The sequence below is a fragment of the Gilliamella sp. LMG 34361 genome (assembly GCF_984569075.1).
Genome location: NZ_OZ474903.1, coordinates 1,604,801 through 1,621,373, shown reverse-complemented (window position 1 = coordinate 1,621,373; position 16,573 = coordinate 1,604,801). Strand labels below are relative to the sequence as shown.

Genomic DNA, 16,573 nt, shown 5'->3' with positions numbered 1-16,573 from the left:
TAAAAAGATTATCGTAATCAAAAAAATAAGATTTAGTAAAAAAATTAGCAATAATTCAAATTAGATATCCTAAAAATCTAAAAACGCATAGCATATCCATAATTATTGAACAATATTAGTTTATTTCTGATTCTACTTGATTTTCAAGCTCTTGCTGAAAAGCATGAGCAATTTGTAATGAAATTCCTTCCATCATCGACATCTCCACCACTATCATCACATTTTTATAAATCCACACAAAATTTCCGCTCAAATATGTAGATTTAGCCGAAAAGGTTCCAAGATTATCCATCTTTTCAAACAAAGGCATGGGAAATGAACTACGAGATTCGAGATACTCAAGTAGTTCTTGTTCTGTTCGTAAATAGGCTTGTTTTATATTTTTCGACTCATTTATCGTAACAAATATTTCGGTTTCTCCCAGTATGTTATTATTATCATCAGTTAAAATAATCTTATAATGGTGAATAATAGCATCATTTCGGTTTTCAATTACTTCTGGTTCTGTTCCGAGAATTCCAATTAGTACTGGTTTTAATCGCCTAGAGCCCTCAAATTCGAGCTTTAAATGTACATCAGTTTTAGCCAATGCCTTTTTTAATAATTGCATTACTTGTTCTTGGCGAAAAGAGTAGTTAGCCAACTTATTTCCTTGCTCAAATGGAGTTATAAACTGTAAATACTCATCGACTTCAATATAATGCTTAATGTTCCAATCTTCATAATTTGGATTTATTTTTTCAAAACCTGTTGTAACAATTTCTTTTAATATTTTCTTTTTATTTTCTTTCTCAACATCACGACCAATATTGGCAACTACAATAGATGAGAATACAATTGCAATTGATAATATAAATATTTTTAATAAATTAATATAAGTCATCCGTTTCAGTTTTATCCTTCTAGTTAAATACCAATAGCACATTCTTTAATGTTCCCAACATAACATTTTGAATATCTTAGTTAAAGTTTGTAACTTTTTTAATCTTAATACTAAAAATAATGAGTGACAAAATGATTTGATGAACAACTATCGATTTTGATTTGTAAAAAATCTAGACGACTTAGAAAGTCGTGTATAATTATCTATAATTTAATATTTAAATAAAATACAAATAACCTCAAAATATTACTTAATTTAAAGTAAAGCTATATACTAATTTATCGCTATAAAAGTTGTTTATATTTAATAAACTAATTGTAATTAATTGTTAATTATAAATTTTTCATACTCTTCTTTAAAATCAATAAGATCAACAATTCTGTATTTTCTATTTTCATGATTATATAACAACGCCCACCAAAACGAATTCGAATTGTTATTTTGTATTTGTCGTATTTCACCATTTTTTTGTTTATAAAAAAAAGTTGTATCATCATGCTTAATTAAATAGGGTTGATGTATGTCTGATAAATAATCGTAAATTAACGATCTATAATAATTGACATCATCGGCCATAACATAAAAATCGTCTCCGTCTCCCATGGAATTTTTTAAATGTTCTATAGTGTTTTCGCTTGGACTAATCAAAATGACCATATCTTTATCTAAAATGAATTTTGGTTCTGTTGGTAATAATTTATTTTGTTCGGCAATGCTAATTTCAAAAGGCAAAATTATTAAAAATAAAAACATAGATATAACTTTTTTCATTTTACTGTAAACCTTATTATTAATTAGATTATTTATGTATTAACACTTTTAATAACTAATCATGATTTAATTCAAATGTTTTATAGGTTATTTGTAGCTAAAATATATATTAATTAGACCTTGTATAATAACAATGCAATTAGAAGCAAAAATGTTATTTTTTTACCTTAATTTTTTTATTTCAACTTCAAAGCTATTTAACTTAAGTATATTATAAATAATAGTTTAGAATTTTTTATTATTTTTTTTCGATTATTGATTATATTGAAAATATGTAAATCAAAAATTTTATTTGAGTATCAAACACTCGATTTAGGTTATACGTTTATTAATAATGATCCTGATGGTCCGCGTCTAAGAGTTTATGCCACTGATACATCAAAATTTGAGTGAGGTTTACTATTAGATTACATAGGAGGGAACTCATTACTGGTTCCCTTTTAATGATTATTCTATTGAAGAATAAATAAGCTAGAAGCTTTTATAGTCACATAGCTTACTTAGATAATATAGTTAGATAACTTAACTAGATAGCATAGTTAACATCTACACCACGAATATTATGTGCTCGACTTCTTTCTATAGATTGAATAGCAGCGATAACATCACGACCTTCTCGCATTCCATCAATTAATTTTCTTGCTTGTTTGCAATCACCAATTTGTTGGAATTGATAATGGTTTTTATCGGCATGTTGTCGGAATTGTTCAGTAAATTCTGACACAGGGGTTAAACCTAAGCAGACAAATCCATAGTCGAAATCGAGTTCTTCAATTTGACCATTTCGAGAAACAATAAAGCGGTCTTCTTTAACTTCTTGTAATGTAGTTTCTAACATTACGTTGACGTGATTATCATCAATCATTCTCATCATTGATAAACGGCCAATCATATCTAAGTCTTTTGCTAATGCCGTCTGCATTTCAACAATAGTGGTACTTTTGGCTTTATTTTCAGAGAAATATTCAACCACATCTAAACCAACAGCCCCTCCTCCGATGACGACAATTTTTTTATCAGGAATATCAGTAAAGTATTCAAAATTGTCCATAAGATCAAAAATTGAGAAGACGTTGCGTTTCTCTTTTGCTAATTGTTCATGTAATCCTTTGATAGGAGGCAATAGAGCCTTAGCACCTGTGGCTGCAACAACCAGATCAGGGTGATGACTAGCCACCATTTCTGGCGTTGCTTTGGTATTTAAATGGATTGTGACATTATCTAATTTGTTAATACGGTTGATCAAAAATTTTGGAAGATCCGCTATACGACGTTTATAAGGAAAACGAGAAATAATGGATGATAAGCCACCAAGAAATGATTTTTCTTCATATAGGGTTACGTTACAACCAACTTCAGCTGCGGTGGCAGCAGCTTCAAGCCCAGCAGTCCCGCCCCCTATAACCACAACATTAAGTGGTGCGGTTATTTGATAACGTTTATAATCTTCATAACTGATAATATCAGGATTTACTGTACAGCGTATTGGTTTAGATTTGGCAATTCGATGATCAGCACATCCGATATTACATGAAATACAACGTCTTAAGGTATCAATTTCGTTATTTTTAACTTTTTCAACCCAATAAGGTTCGGCAATTAAACCTCGTCCCATTACAACAAAATCGGCAACGCCGTTTGCTATGGTATCAGCAATAATTTTTGGATCACGGAAATTTCCTGAAGCAATGGTTGGTTTGTTGAATTTGTCTTTTACCGCTTTAGCCATGTATGATCGCCAACCATCAGGTAAGTTCATTTGGTCAATTTGCATAAATAAGGTATCGTTTTGAGCCGCTGATACGTCAAAAATATCAACACCTTCATTTAAGTATTCTAAAATTTCTAGCGTATCTTCTAGGGTATTACCACCGTCAATAAAGTCATCAGCACTAAAACGTAACATGATTAGAAAATTTGGACCAACATGTTTACGAATTTCATCAATGACCATACGAACAATTCTGGCACGATTTTCTATGCTACCACCAAATTCATCAGTACGTTTGTTAAATAATGGCGATAAGAATTGACTCAATAAGTAGGAATGCCCTGCATGAATTTCTACAGCATCAAAACCAGCTCGTTGTACTCTTGATGCTGCTAAACCATATTGTTTTACGACGTAGTATATTTCATCCACTGACATTGGCCTAGGGGCATTACCCCCAGTTTTAGATGGAATATTTGATGCTGAAATAGGCTGCAAACCATTTAGTCGACCAAAATAAGCAGATGCACCAGCATGATTAATTTGTACTGCAACGGTTGCTCCGTGTTTATGCATCCGTTCAGTAAATCGAAACAATCCCGGTATATACTGATCATTATCAATGCGCAGTTGTGTCGTACCATTAGTGCCATATGGATAATCAATACACACGTTTTCAAGAATAATTAATCCAGTACCACCCTTAGCTCGTTGTTCATAATACTGTATATGGTCATCAACAAATTCACCACTTAGGGTTGCAAAGTTAGTACCAATCGGCGGCATTACAATTCGATTTTTAATCGTGGTTCGTTTAATTGTGATTGGTTGAAAAATTGAAGAGAAATCGCTCATGTTACTCCCTCATATCATCACACAACTATAAAGTTGTGCTTACTTTTAATTTTAAATTGATATTCGATTAACTCTATTATACACAATTTATCAATAAATATATTTTTTATTTTCTTATTTATTCATTTATTTTTTCTATAAATTTTTATTTTTTAGATTTAATTTATAAATATTATAAATCAATATATTAAATAAATTTAACAATATAAATACAGTATTAAATTAGCTTTATTTATTACTTTATTATAAATAATTAAATTTTAAATTCGAAAAATAATAACTATCAATAAATTAATTATTAAATTGATTTTAAATGGAATTATCATTTATTTATTATTTAAATTTTGAATGTTTATTATATTTTCAATTCATTTTTTAAATAAAAAATACCACATCTAAGTGGTATTTTGGTTGAAGTGCGATCTGATTTTAATCTAGAAACAGACTTATTGATCGATTTTAGCTTTTATTTGTTTTACGTGAATTAATTGCAAACTGACGACGTCCGCCTGGTCTTGGAACTAAGTCACCCAACATAATCTCATAACCACCGTCAACAACTAATTCAGTACCATTAGAATAATCTGAACGTTTACTGGCTAAATATAAAACAGCATTAGCGATATCAATTGTTTCACCAATACGACGACTTGCAATCATTCGCGTACGCCCTTCTTCTACTTCTTTATCTTCATAGAATTTTTTCGATAATGGTGTTTTAACAAAACAAGGGCAAACAGCGTTACTACGTATACCAAATTGTCCCCATTCAGCGGCAATTTGCTTTGACAGCATTGAAATAGCAGCTTTTGTTGGGCTATATGCACCGCTGTAAGTTTCTGGTGTATGCGAAGCAACAGTTGAGATATGTACTATTCGACCTGATTTTTGTTCGATCATCATACGACCAAAACGTTGAGACATTAGGAAGTAACCTGTCATATTGACATCAATGGTCAGTTGCCATTCATCAAGGGGTAAATCTTCTAATGGACAGAATTTTAAAATTGCCGCAGTATTAACCAATACATCACAGCGACCGAATTGTTTTTTAACCAAGGTAACAGCATCATCGACACTATTTTCATCAGTCGTATTACAAGCTAGGCCAATCGCTTTAATACCGTATTGTTTAGCTAATTCAGTAGCATAATCTTGGCATTTATTTCCATCAAGATCAATTAGTACCAAATTTGCTTTTTGTTTAGCAAATTCTCGGCAAATTTCAGCGCCCATGCCACCAACCGCCCCCGTGATAACGCAAATATCACCTTCTAAACCTAACCAATTGTTATTCATATAAACTCCTAATATTATCTTTATATTAACCGTCGATTAAAACGATTAATCATTTCAACTTAACGGCTTAAATATTAGACTTTCTTAAATTTAACTTTATTTAAATTGAGTTATTTATTAGAAAGTCATAATTTTTAAGCTAAACTTCGATGCAATATCTCTAAAATGTTTCTTAGCTCTTTTACATCAAGCTGACCTGGTGCAGATGCATTTTTTGCTGCACCGAATGTGAGGTCAGAACCAAAAGTTTCCCCTGCAACTCGACTAATTGCCCCTTTTCCTGCCATTGACATAGTGATTAGGGGTTTATGTGCATATTTATCTTTCATTTCAGCAGTTGCAGCAAGTAAATTAATGACATCCTCACTTGAACGTGGCATTACGGCAATTTTTGGAATATCTACACCAAGATCTTGCATTTTGCGTAATCTTGTGACAATTTCATCTTTTGGCGGAGTTTTGTTAAAATCATGATTTGAAGCAATAACTAAAATATTATTTTGATGAGCTAACTCAACAATTTCTTTAACATATTTATCGCCAGTGAAAACTTCAATATCGACAAGGTCAATCAATCCACTTTGAAGCATCTGTTTATTGAGGTTGATATAAAACTCGACCGAAGCTGGATAAACACCACCTTCATTAGCCGTACGAAATGTGAATAAAATTGGTTTGTGACCAATGATTGAATGTATTTTATTTGCTGTTTGTTTTACTTTTTCGAAATCATCAACATTTTGAAAATGATCTACTCGCCATTCGACTATATCAAAGTCAATTTGAGTTAAAAATTCAGCTTCATTTATTAATTCTTGTTCTGTTTTACCTACAATTGGAACGATAATTTTAGGCGCTCCAACACCAATATCTAAACCTTTTACTGTAATCTTTGTCATCTGATCACCAATTTATTTTCTTTTCATCCTCTTAATCAAAATTATTAAAAGGATAATTTACGCTGATATTATTATTTATAGCAATTTTAATAAGTTAACTAAGTTTTTTAGTCATTAAAACCCATTTTTTCTTTAACATAATCAATTGGGGCATCTTGTCCTGTCCAAATTTTAATTTGTGCATGACCTTGCCATAACATCATTCCAATACCGTTTAATATTTTACAACCTTGTGCTTCAGCTATTTCAAGTAATTTAGTTTTACGCGGACTGTAAATACAATCGGTTACAACAAGATCTTTTCTTAACATACTAGGATCGGTGATTAAACTTTGTCCTTCTAAAGGCTTCATACCAACACCTGTTGCATTACATAATACTGTACTTTCAGTGATTTCTTGACGCAATTTGGCTTTATCTGCTAGGTCATAGACTGTTGCTTTACAATTTGTTTTATCATTGATTCGTTTAGCTATTTCTACAATTTTATCAAAGCATTCGTCTTGTTGATTGAAAATAGAAATCTCTTTAACACCATCTAGAGCGGCTTGTACGGCAATAGCACTTGCAGCGCCACCACCACCAAGTAATGTCATTTTTTTTCCAATAATATCAACATCCGCTTCTTTTAATGAACGCATGTATCCCATACCATCGGTGTTATACCCTGTAAGTACACCATCATCATTAGAAATGGTGTTACAAGCGCCAATAAGCTCAACAGCTGGCGTTAATTTATCTAAATATTGACATACAAGTTGCTTATTTGGCATTGATACTGCACTACCACGTAAACCTAGTGCTCGTAAACCTTTTATAGCATCAGGTAATTTTTCTTGTGTCACTTCAAAAGCTAAATAGACATAAGGAACGTCTAGTTTAGAATAGATAATATTTTGCATTTTCGGTGATAAGCTATGTCGAATTGGATATGCCATTAATCCAATTAACAAAAAGTGACCATCAATATTTGCTCTCATACTTCTCTCCAATTTTTAATCATTAAGTTCAGCTACTTGTTTAAGTAATTGTTTTGTATCTTCTAAATACATTTTTGCTCGTTCAATTGGAGAATGACTCAATGCAAACTGATCATTACAACATTCAATTGAAATTGGCATTTCTGGTAAAGCTTTCAATAATGAAACTAAATCAATTCCACCACGTCCCGGTGATAATCGATAATTTCTTGCTTGGTAAAGTAATCCTTCGGTATCTTTAGGTTTTTCTTTAGTTCCATCGCATAATTGCATATAACGCCAGCAATCCTTAGGTACATTTTTCAAGTCTTCCAGTGTATTAGCGCCTCGATCAAAATGTAGTGGATCAATAATCATACCTTGGTTATTTTGGTTCGCGGCTTTAAGTAGTTCTACACCAGAATTGACGGTAGGAATATCAGTCCAAGGCATCGGTTCAATATTGATTGCGATACCTAATGGTGCCGCAATTTCACATAACCGCGCAAAATTATCGGCTAAACGATTTTTATCAGGATCATTACCTGCTAGTAATACTTGACTAGCACCTAAACGGGCTCCCGTTTCTAATACAGGTAAAAAATTGATGACACGTGTATCTGGTTTAAGTCGGAAAATTTCAATATCTAAAACTTTGATACCAGTCTCTTTTAATCGCCTCTCTACTTCTCTGATTAATGGAGTGTCACCAACAGTTGCGTAAACAGGCTCAGTAGGTGTAGCTGGAATAAGTCTTAAACCAACATGGGTATAACCAGCTTCAGCTGCCACAATGACTTGGTTTGCTGGAGATACATCTAATACCGTCAAGGCAGCAAGCCCAATAGGACGTTCAATTGCCATACAATTCTCCTGAAATTTTAAAAATATTATCTGAAATTATAAAAATAAGTTACTAATAATGTAAAACAATAAAATAATTTTATCTATAGATTTTGTGATTTTAATTTATTTTTTTAATAAATTTATTCATAATACATAAAATAGTCACTAAAATTATTTAGTAATGATTATTAAAATAAGCAACAAAAATAAATATATTATTATGATTTATAATTAAAAATAACCAAATATAGATGAATTATTAATTGTTTAACTAAAAAGTAAATTATCAGTAACCTAAAAAATGTGATCAAGAAAATTAGCCGATTTTAATAATTGGAAATACAAAATTAAATTATTTAACAAAGGATGCACTATGAAAAATAAATATATCCCTACTTCCATATGCTTATACATGAACTATTTTGTTCATGGTATGGGGGCAATCATTCTCGCCCAAAATATGAATTATTTGGCTAATCAATTCAATACTGATAGTGAGGGGATTGCTTATGTAATCTCAGGTTTGGGAATTGGACGCTTAATAGTTTTGTTTGTTATGGGGGCATTATCTGATAAATTTGGTCGTAAACCTTTCGTATTTTTAGGAGGTCTATTTTATATAGGATTTTTGCTTGGCATTTTGGTTAGTCCAAATCTAGAAGTTGCATTTATATTTGCTGTTTTAGGTGGTATTGCTAACTCAACACTGGATGCTGGTACTTATCCTGCATTAATGGAATCATTTCCTAAGGCAACAGGTACAGCTTCAATTTTAACCAAAGCGGCTATTGCTGGTGGACAATTTGTATTACCGATTGTGATGACGATGATTATCGTTTCTAATGCTTATTATGGTTGGTCATTCCTTTTCTGCGTTGCTATTTTAGCCCTTAATGCTTTAGCTGTATTAAAAATGCCTTTCCCAAATCATAAACAACCGCTAGCTGAAGAAATTGCAAAAGAATCCGTAGAACAAGAGACAAAACCATTACCAGAATTAAAACAAAAAGCTAACTTTTGGATTGAAGGTGTTTGTTTTATCATTATTGGTTATACATCAACCGCGACATTTTATTTAGTATCAATATGGTTACCTAAATTCTCTGAATCGGTTGCAATGATGAGTCCTTCTGCATCAGCTCAAACTATTAGTTATTATGCTATTGGGACATTAGCCAGTGTTATTTTAACCTCAATATTAGTTAAAAGCTGGATTCGTCCTGTTTATGTTGTGTTTGTTTATCCTTGTTTATCAGCAATTATGCTGTTCGTTTTATTCTTATTCCCTTCACCAATGTTATGTATGGCGGGTGGTTTTATCTTAGGATTTACAGCTGCTGGTGGTGTTCTTCAATTAGCTTTAACAACAATGTCAGAATTTTATCCGGAAGGTAAAGGTAAAGTTCTTGGTATTTTCTTCACCTCGTCTAGTTTAGCAACTTTCTCTATACCTGTTATAACTGGAATTATTTCAAAAACCAGTATCGCTAATATCATTTTATTAGATGCATTTATTGCTGTATTAGGGTCAGTTTTAGCATTGGTAATTATTGCTAGATATCATAAAATTTTTGAACTACCGAATCGTAGATAAGATTGTGTTATTAATTACAAGCAACAATCATTAACTAACAAAAAGCCACAAGTATGCTCAATCAGACTTGTGGTTAATCATTCAACACCCTTCCGTAGGTAATCTCTTAATAAAATATTATAAATATAGGTATCGATAAACGATTTGTATCGATAGCATAACAATACCAAATATCAAAGATAATAAACCAACGTATTGGATCGGAATGGCAAAAAAGTGTGTTTAGTATCTTTCACTTTGATGTAATTAGTACCACTAGAAATTATAGAAGGTGCAATAAATTCTTTTTTTATAATTTAGTTTAAGTCCTAGAAAGTATATATATATCCCATATATTATCCACAAGATAGGCATAAAAAAATAGGAACCAATTTTCGCATGTGAACCATAAATATGGCTGAAATTAGGATAGATAAAATCAATAATTATCGCAAGGATTACTGACAAAACAAGATAGCTACCTATTAAAATCCAACTTGATTTTGTTTTGGTAATAACCATAAAGTTAATAATGCTGATGCCGATTAATTTGCAGTAACACTATTATGAATGGTAAAGCACCTTATTGTACATAAGATGCTTTTTAAAATTACGACGCAAATAGCTATTAAATTTTCTTCATATCAATAACTTTTTTGAAACGTGAATAAACAATTAAACCTAATATTACACTTGTTGATGCGATGACAAAATCAACTAAGATGGCGTAACTAACATTTGTTACTGCTAATTCGGGTACTACTAACGGGATAACAATAAATGATAAGCCACTTAGAGTATACATGGTTCCAACTGCTAACCCTTTATTATTAGGAAATAATTGTTGCATAACAACCAAGGTAAGTTGTAATACGCCTCCGGCTGCTGTCAACCCCATGCCAATTGCCGCTATTAAGCTCATTGTAGGATTAAGATTAAAGAGGAACATTAATAAAATTAATGCTGATAGTAATGGCAGAATAATAATACAATAAATTGGTTTTATGAATTTTTTAACAATATAAGCAGTAGTAAACACGGAAATTATTGATGCAATACTATAATAGCTAATCAATTGTTTAGAGGCGATTGGATCCATTCCAATACCTTTTTCGGCAATCGCTGGTAACCACTGTAAAATGATGATAAAAGTAGCTGTAGTGGTAAAGCCCATAATAATTAATAAAAATCCTTCAAACAAAATATTTGGCTTGCCAATAAAATAGTCACTATGACCTTCATTGCCACAGATAACCGTATTTTTAGAAGGAAATTTTCTTGGTGTTAAAAATAAGAAATTTATAACAATACAAGCGACAAAACCAAGGAAAGCATAACCATACCATAAATCATAAGCATGGAATAGAGTAACAATAAATGGTAAGACTAATGTACCCATTGAGATAAATGCTTTAATTAAAACACTCGCTGTACCTGCGGAACGCGGAAAGCATTCGGTTAATGCTGGCATTGAACCTGTATCTAAAAATGAGTTCCCTGCCCCAATAAACATAGCCAAAAAGAATGCAACATCTATATTATGACAAAAAAGCATCCCAATAAAAAAGATTATGTAACAACACATACCCATAAGGATAAATGGTTTACGTCCAAATTTGTCAGAGAGTATTCCACCAATAAACATTAACAATATTTTACCTACACCTATTCCTGAAGCAACATAACCTACACCAACTATATCAGTGTTAAGTTGCGCTGAAATTTCGACAGAAAATTGCATAATTACGATTAAAGCGATACTTTGAATAATGTAATTAGCATAGATAGACCCTGCTATCGAACAGGAGTTGCTCTTATAGTTATTCATTAGTTAATACTCCATTATTAATTTAAAAAATTTATAAATCTAATTAAGTTAATATTAGCCGTAAACGAGTTTTAAGGAAAGGAAAAATAGAAATTGTATTATTAATTATTTTTTATATATAATGGATTGTAATAAATAATAATATTTGAATTAAGCAAATAGAGAAGAATATCTTAATGGCGATAAACAAATAATATTAAAATCACAAATTTTTTAGTCGATATTGAGCACTTCTAAAAACTGCCCTAATATTTGCATCTCCAGACAATCTACATTTATTACATGACTTGCACAATCCATATAAAGATGATGACGCTCTTCAAGTATTTTTTCCATCTCATCAACAATTGATAATCCTGTTAATGAAGGGCGTTGTGCCATATTGGGATCTTTCATTAATCGTTCAGCAAGAATCTTTGCTGGAGCAGATAAGAAGAATACAATACCCATTTTTTGCATATGTAAGCGATTTTGGTCAGCTAGAATCATTCCACCACCTGTTGCAATAACTCGACACGGCTGTGTGACATCTATTAAAACTTGGCTTTCTTGTTTTCTAAAACCTTCCCATCCTTCTTTTTCAACTATTTCAGCAACTGTCCTTTTGGTGGTTTCATATAAGTAAACATCAGTATCAATAAATGAGTAATTTAATTTTTCAGCAAGTAAACGCCCCATTGTTGTTTTTCCTGACGCTCGCGCTCCAACAAGAAAGATTGTTTTATTCATTTTTATAATCTCACATCAATAACATAATACACTTATATGTTATTCATAATATACACAATTGCAACAGATATTTACACATAATTAAAAACTTTTATAAATCATAAATATATCAAAAAGTTAAGCATTAAATATGTGTAAATATTTTTTTACATTAAAAGCGGTATTATTAATTATTGTTTACGATACATTTGAAATAAAAAGTAATCTTAGCTTTCAATATCTAAAAAAAAGAAATTAACTAGATTAACTAGTTATTTAGTTATAAGAAATGATTTATAGGATAGGATATTTTAGTAATAAGAGAGAAAAGAATATGTAATCTATTATTAATAAATAGAATATCACTATTAATATTATTCTAAAAAATAATTCTTTATAGATTACACATCTAAAATTTTAAAAACCATTTTTCTGATAAACATTATCAGGATTTGGCCCAGTTCTAAAATCTTCATTTAAACTATCAATTTGCTGCATTTCGTTGTCGGTTAATTCAAAATCAAAAATTTGCATATTTTCAGCGATACGTAAAGGATTAACCGATTTAGGAATGACAATGAGATCTTTTTGAACATGCCAACGTAAAGTTACTTGTGAAGATGATTTTTGATATTTTTGGCCAATATCTATCAATAATGGATCTTCAACAACACGACCTCGAGCTAGCGGACTCCAAGCCTCGATCGCAATTTGTTCTTTATTTAAGTATTCGATTAACTCTTTTTGTACTAAATAAGGATGAATCTCAATTTGGTTAATCATTGGCTTGATATTTGCTTGAGTTTTTAACAATTCAAAATGAGATTGATGAAAGTTACAAACACCAATTGCCCGAGCCATTTTTGTTTCATAAATTTTTTCTAGCGCTTTCCAAGTATCGAAAAAATGATTTTTTAATGGCCAATGGACTAAGAACAGGTCTAGATAGTCTGTTCGTAAATCTTTTAAAGATTGTTCAACAGATTGCAACGTTTGCTCATAACCTTGATTGAGATTACTTACTTTAGTCGTTAAAAATAGTTCTTTTCTTTCAACACCTGAATTAGCAAAAGCTTCGCCAAGTATTTTTTCGTTATTATATAGCTGCGCGGTATCAAATGAACGATAACCATCGTTTAAGGCAGTCATAATAGCTTTATTAGCTTCTTGCTGAGAAGCAATTTTAAAAGTACCAAAACCTAGTTGTTCAATTGATACTGAATTGCTTAAACTAATTTTATTAATTGAAGATGTCATTTTTTTCTCATTAAGTTATTCTGGCTATAGGAATTAAATAATTTCTAAACAAGATATATTTAATTTATCTATATAAAAAACCATATTTATCAAGTAATCAAATAGATAATAGCACAAAATTAATTATTAAAAAAACTATCACCACAATATTGGGTTAAAAATCGATAAAATTTTTGCGCTACCGGCATCAGTGGTCTATTTTTAACCGTTGCCACATAAATTTCACGTTTTTGGCGATTTTTATTCATTGGTATTAAAGAGACGTTAGCTTGCTCTGGAACAGGCACTTTAATCATCATCCCTATACCATAATTAATGGAGACTAAACCAATCATTGCATTTTCACTTTCAACATGACTAATCACATTGGTCAACTTAACCCCTGACTCACTAATGATATTATCTAAATAACCTTTCATTCCACTGCGTTCGGTGTATAAAATCACCGGTTCATTAGCTATATCTTTTAAATCCAGTTTTTTGCGTTTTGATAATGGGTGGTCATTTGAGATAATAAAGACAATTTCTTGTTTAGCTAAACGAGTGAATTCTATTTCTGGATCATCATACAAATAGGAACATAACCCGATATCATAACGTTTACTTTTAAGTTCTTGCACAATGTTAGCACTTAAATCTTCATAAAAAGAAAATGAAATATTTTTATATTCCGGTAATCCTGTAAACGCTTTAATGATTTTTGGTACATATCCCATACATAATGAATATACAAAAGCTAATCGGATATGCCCATGCGATATGCTAGTTAATTCTTTTATAAATTGTTCACCTTCATTTAACGATTGTAATGCTTGGTTAACATAGAGCAGATACTGTTCCCCTTCTTTGGTCAACTCTACATTACGCCCCTTCTTCTGAAATAACTTAATACCAACCTCTTTCTCTAATTCAGCAATAGCATGACTAAGACTTGGTTGACTAATAGAAAAATATTCGGAAGTGTAAGTATAGTGTTGATTTTTAGCGAGTATCTGAAAGTATTTAAGTTGTTTTATATTCATGAATGCATTACTCTAATCAATGATTTGTTTATATTATAAGATGGTTAACACTAAAATGGAAAGTTTCAAGATTTTCTTAAATTGAATTGCTTGCCTGTTTAACAAGTTGATGTTCAAACGATTAAGGTATTTCTTATGAGAGAAAAGAATCAATAAAGCAGTAATTAAATTTACTAAAAATGATGAGAACAAACGTCAATTATAGAGGCAATTGATAAGCTTAAAAGCTATATCAAATCATTCGAAATATTATTTTTTTAAATTAACCATATACGATTTGACAATACGTTAACCATAGTTCTGAAAAATGACAACTAAGACTTAGGGAAAAAACTAAAAAGTGCAGATATAATTTAGTGTTGAAAACAGATAGGATTGTTTCATTGCGTATAATATTTTTACTTAGTTAAAATCCTTTAAATTATAACTGAACGAATATTTAAAGAGCGGGGTTTAACCGCCCTAGTTGGATCTGAAATCTAAAATTGAAGCTTGATTTTAATATAATTTTAAAATATTAAATTGACATCACTAATTAACGACTACTGAGTAGTAAAAACAGAATATATTATTGGTTTTACAAATGACGTTAAAATCACATAACTAATTTGTTAGTCATAATAATAGATTCAGTTATTTTCTTTTTTAACCATTGAGTTCAATTAAGCGCAATAAATTATCGAATTCAGCGCTAATTTGACATTGATCTTTTGTCGCAATCAGCTTTAAACCATCATCAAAAGTCACTTGATAATCTTTTGCTAGTAAATAATGTTTTAATCCAAAATAATGATTCATTTCATAAGTTGAAATGAATTGTTGAAAAACAGAAAGAATTTGCAAATGAGTGCTGTTTTTTTGATAAGTTTGCTCAATATGTTCATCAGAAAAGGTTAACATAAGTGAGCCTTCACCATAGTCAGCGATATAATAATCACTAGCATTAAATATACCACTAGCAATGAGCCCCATTATATGTAAATCTCCTTGGCCGGCGTTAAGATTACAATGTGTAAATAATTCAATACCGTTATCTTCACCATATTTTTTTAGTTCGAGAGCCTGTTGAATAATGCTTTCAGGCAAATCTGATTTATCATTAGCCCATGCTCAAAGCCAAGTTTTAGTCGAATACGAATACGTTCCTAATAACTGAAAAGATAAATATAAATCATCTCCAAAAACGATCTGTTGTTTTTCCATGTCAATTTGCCAAGGTTTATTGTCAACAATATCGTCTAAAACAATTTGCTTTTCAAAAGCAACTCCACCAAATTGTTCAATAAGTGCTTGAAGTGGATGTAGTGGTTTGTGTTCTTCATCTTGTCTAATTTTTTCTCAAATAATTTTTTCAGAAATTTCATATATCATCCTTTTCAAATTAAAATGTAACAGTTTTTCATAGACTTTATTTTCATAAATTCATCTGTAAAATTTTTTAAGAGAAGTTGTCAATTTCGAATTCAGAGATTAAATAAGTAAAAGAGCCAAAATTCTTTGTATCATGGTCGATTTACAGTTATATGGGATCAATTATTAAGCAAATGAGTTATACTTTCAAGGCGGCATTCTTATTTATAATTATATAGTTGAGAATAGATATTTGGCTTTATTATCATTTTACATTTAGCTATATCGAATTTATCGTGATAAAAAAGGTATTTCTTTCACATATTAAAACACCAAGATTGATATATTAATTTTTCAAAAATTTATTCCGAACAAATTTAGACGTCTAAACATTATGATGACTCTATTTATATTGACGAATTATTTTATAAAATTAGATGAAGACGTGTATAGCTTTAGCAAACTGATTATCAAAATGTTTAAACAAAATAGTGTTATTATTTATGTTAAAAACGTCAATATCAGTACTAATTTAAAGTCAAGACTATTCGGACAAGATCCTATAGATACTCCTATAGAAACTTATCCCAGATTTGCAGTTTTTTCGAATGA

12 protein-coding genes and 1 pseudogene are annotated in these 16,573 nt (G+C 30.6%); 1 reads left to right on the top strand and 12 read right to left on the bottom strand.

Annotated features, from left to right (window positions below; all coding sequences use genetic code 11):
* Window positions 1–115 precede the first annotated feature (115 nt).
* From AC5LXI_RS07705 to AC5LXI_RS07675, 7 genes are all read right to left on the bottom strand, one after another.
* Complete coding sequence (locus AC5LXI_RS07705) at window positions 116–883, bottom strand: hypothetical protein (RefSeq protein ID WP_411639318.1); 768 nt, start codon at window positions 881–883, stop codon at window positions 116–118.
* Window positions 884–1,204: 321 nt separating this feature from the next.
* On the bottom strand, window positions 1,205–1,654 hold the full coding sequence (locus tag AC5LXI_RS07700; RefSeq protein WP_493441815.1) for a hypothetical protein: 450 nt from the start codon (window positions 1,652–1,654) through the stop codon (window positions 1,205–1,207).
* Between the two features lie 526 nt (window positions 1,655–2,180).
* Window positions 2,181–4,220, bottom strand: a complete 2,040-nt coding sequence (locus tag AC5LXI_RS07695; protein ID WP_493441814.1) for an oxidoreductase — start codon at window positions 4,218–4,220, stop codon at window positions 2,181–2,183.
* 459 nt (window positions 4,221–4,679) lie between these two features.
* The gene (locus AC5LXI_RS07690; protein ID WP_493441813.1) at window positions 4,680–5,519 is read right to left on the bottom strand and encodes an SDR family NAD(P)-dependent oxidoreductase; all 840 of its coding nucleotides are present in this window, start codon (window positions 5,517–5,519) and stop codon (window positions 4,680–4,682) included.
* A gap of 134 nt (window positions 5,520–5,653) precedes the next feature.
* Window positions 5,654–6,418 carry a type I 3-dehydroquinate dehydratase gene (gene aroD / locus AC5LXI_RS07685; protein ID WP_493441812.1) on the bottom strand — a complete coding sequence of 255 codons (765 nt, stop codon included), beginning with the start codon at window positions 6,416–6,418 and terminating at the stop codon, window positions 5,654–5,656.
* Window positions 6,419–6,525: 107 nt separating this feature from the next.
* Window positions 6,526–7,398, bottom strand: coding sequence for a shikimate dehydrogenase (locus AC5LXI_RS07680; RefSeq protein ID WP_493441811.1), 873 nt, complete (start codon window positions 7,396–7,398; stop codon window positions 6,526–6,528).
* Window positions 7,399–7,413: 15 nt separating this feature from the next.
* A complete protein-coding gene (locus tag AC5LXI_RS07675) occupies window positions 7,414–8,241 on the bottom strand; it encodes a sugar phosphate isomerase/epimerase family protein (protein WP_493441810.1) in 828 nt (275 codons plus the stop codon).
* Window positions 8,242–8,596: 355 nt separating this feature from the next.
* On the opposite strand from AC5LXI_RS07675, the gene AC5LXI_RS07670 reads away from it, so the two are divergent.
* A complete protein-coding gene (locus tag AC5LXI_RS07670; RefSeq protein ID WP_493441809.1) occupies window positions 8,597–9,817 on the top strand; it encodes an MFS transporter in 1,221 nt (406 codons plus the stop codon).
* Between the two features lie 607 nt (window positions 9,818–10,424).
* Here AC5LXI_RS07670 and AC5LXI_RS07665 read toward each other — a convergent pair.
* The 5 genes and pseudogenes from AC5LXI_RS07665 to AC5LXI_RS07645 all read right to left on the bottom strand — a co-directional run bounded on the left by AC5LXI_RS07665 (window position 10,425) and on the right by AC5LXI_RS07645 (window position 15,895).
* Entirely contained in the window at window positions 10,425–11,624 is a 1,200-nt protein-coding gene (locus AC5LXI_RS07665) for an MFS transporter (RefSeq protein WP_493441808.1), read from the bottom strand.
* A gap of 213 nt (window positions 11,625–11,837) precedes the next feature.
* Window positions 11,838–12,353 (bottom strand): shikimate kinase AroL, encoded by a 516-nt coding sequence (gene aroL / locus AC5LXI_RS07660; protein WP_493441807.1) that lies wholly within the window; start codon window positions 12,351–12,353, stop codon window positions 11,838–11,840.
* A gap of 396 nt (window positions 12,354–12,749) precedes the next feature.
* Window positions 12,750–13,589 (bottom strand): aldo/keto reductase, encoded by an 840-nt coding sequence (locus AC5LXI_RS07655; protein ID WP_493441806.1) that lies wholly within the window; start codon window positions 13,587–13,589, stop codon window positions 12,750–12,752.
* 119 nt (window positions 13,590–13,708) lie between these two features.
* Entirely contained in the window at window positions 13,709–14,611 is a 903-nt protein-coding gene (locus AC5LXI_RS07650) for a LysR family transcriptional regulator (protein ID WP_493441805.1), read from the bottom strand.
* A 645-nt stretch (window positions 14,612–15,256) separates the two neighbouring features.
* Window positions 15,257–15,895: pseudogene (locus tag AC5LXI_RS07645) on the bottom strand (DUF6882 domain-containing protein).
* Between the last annotated feature and the right edge of the window lie 678 nt (window positions 15,896–16,573).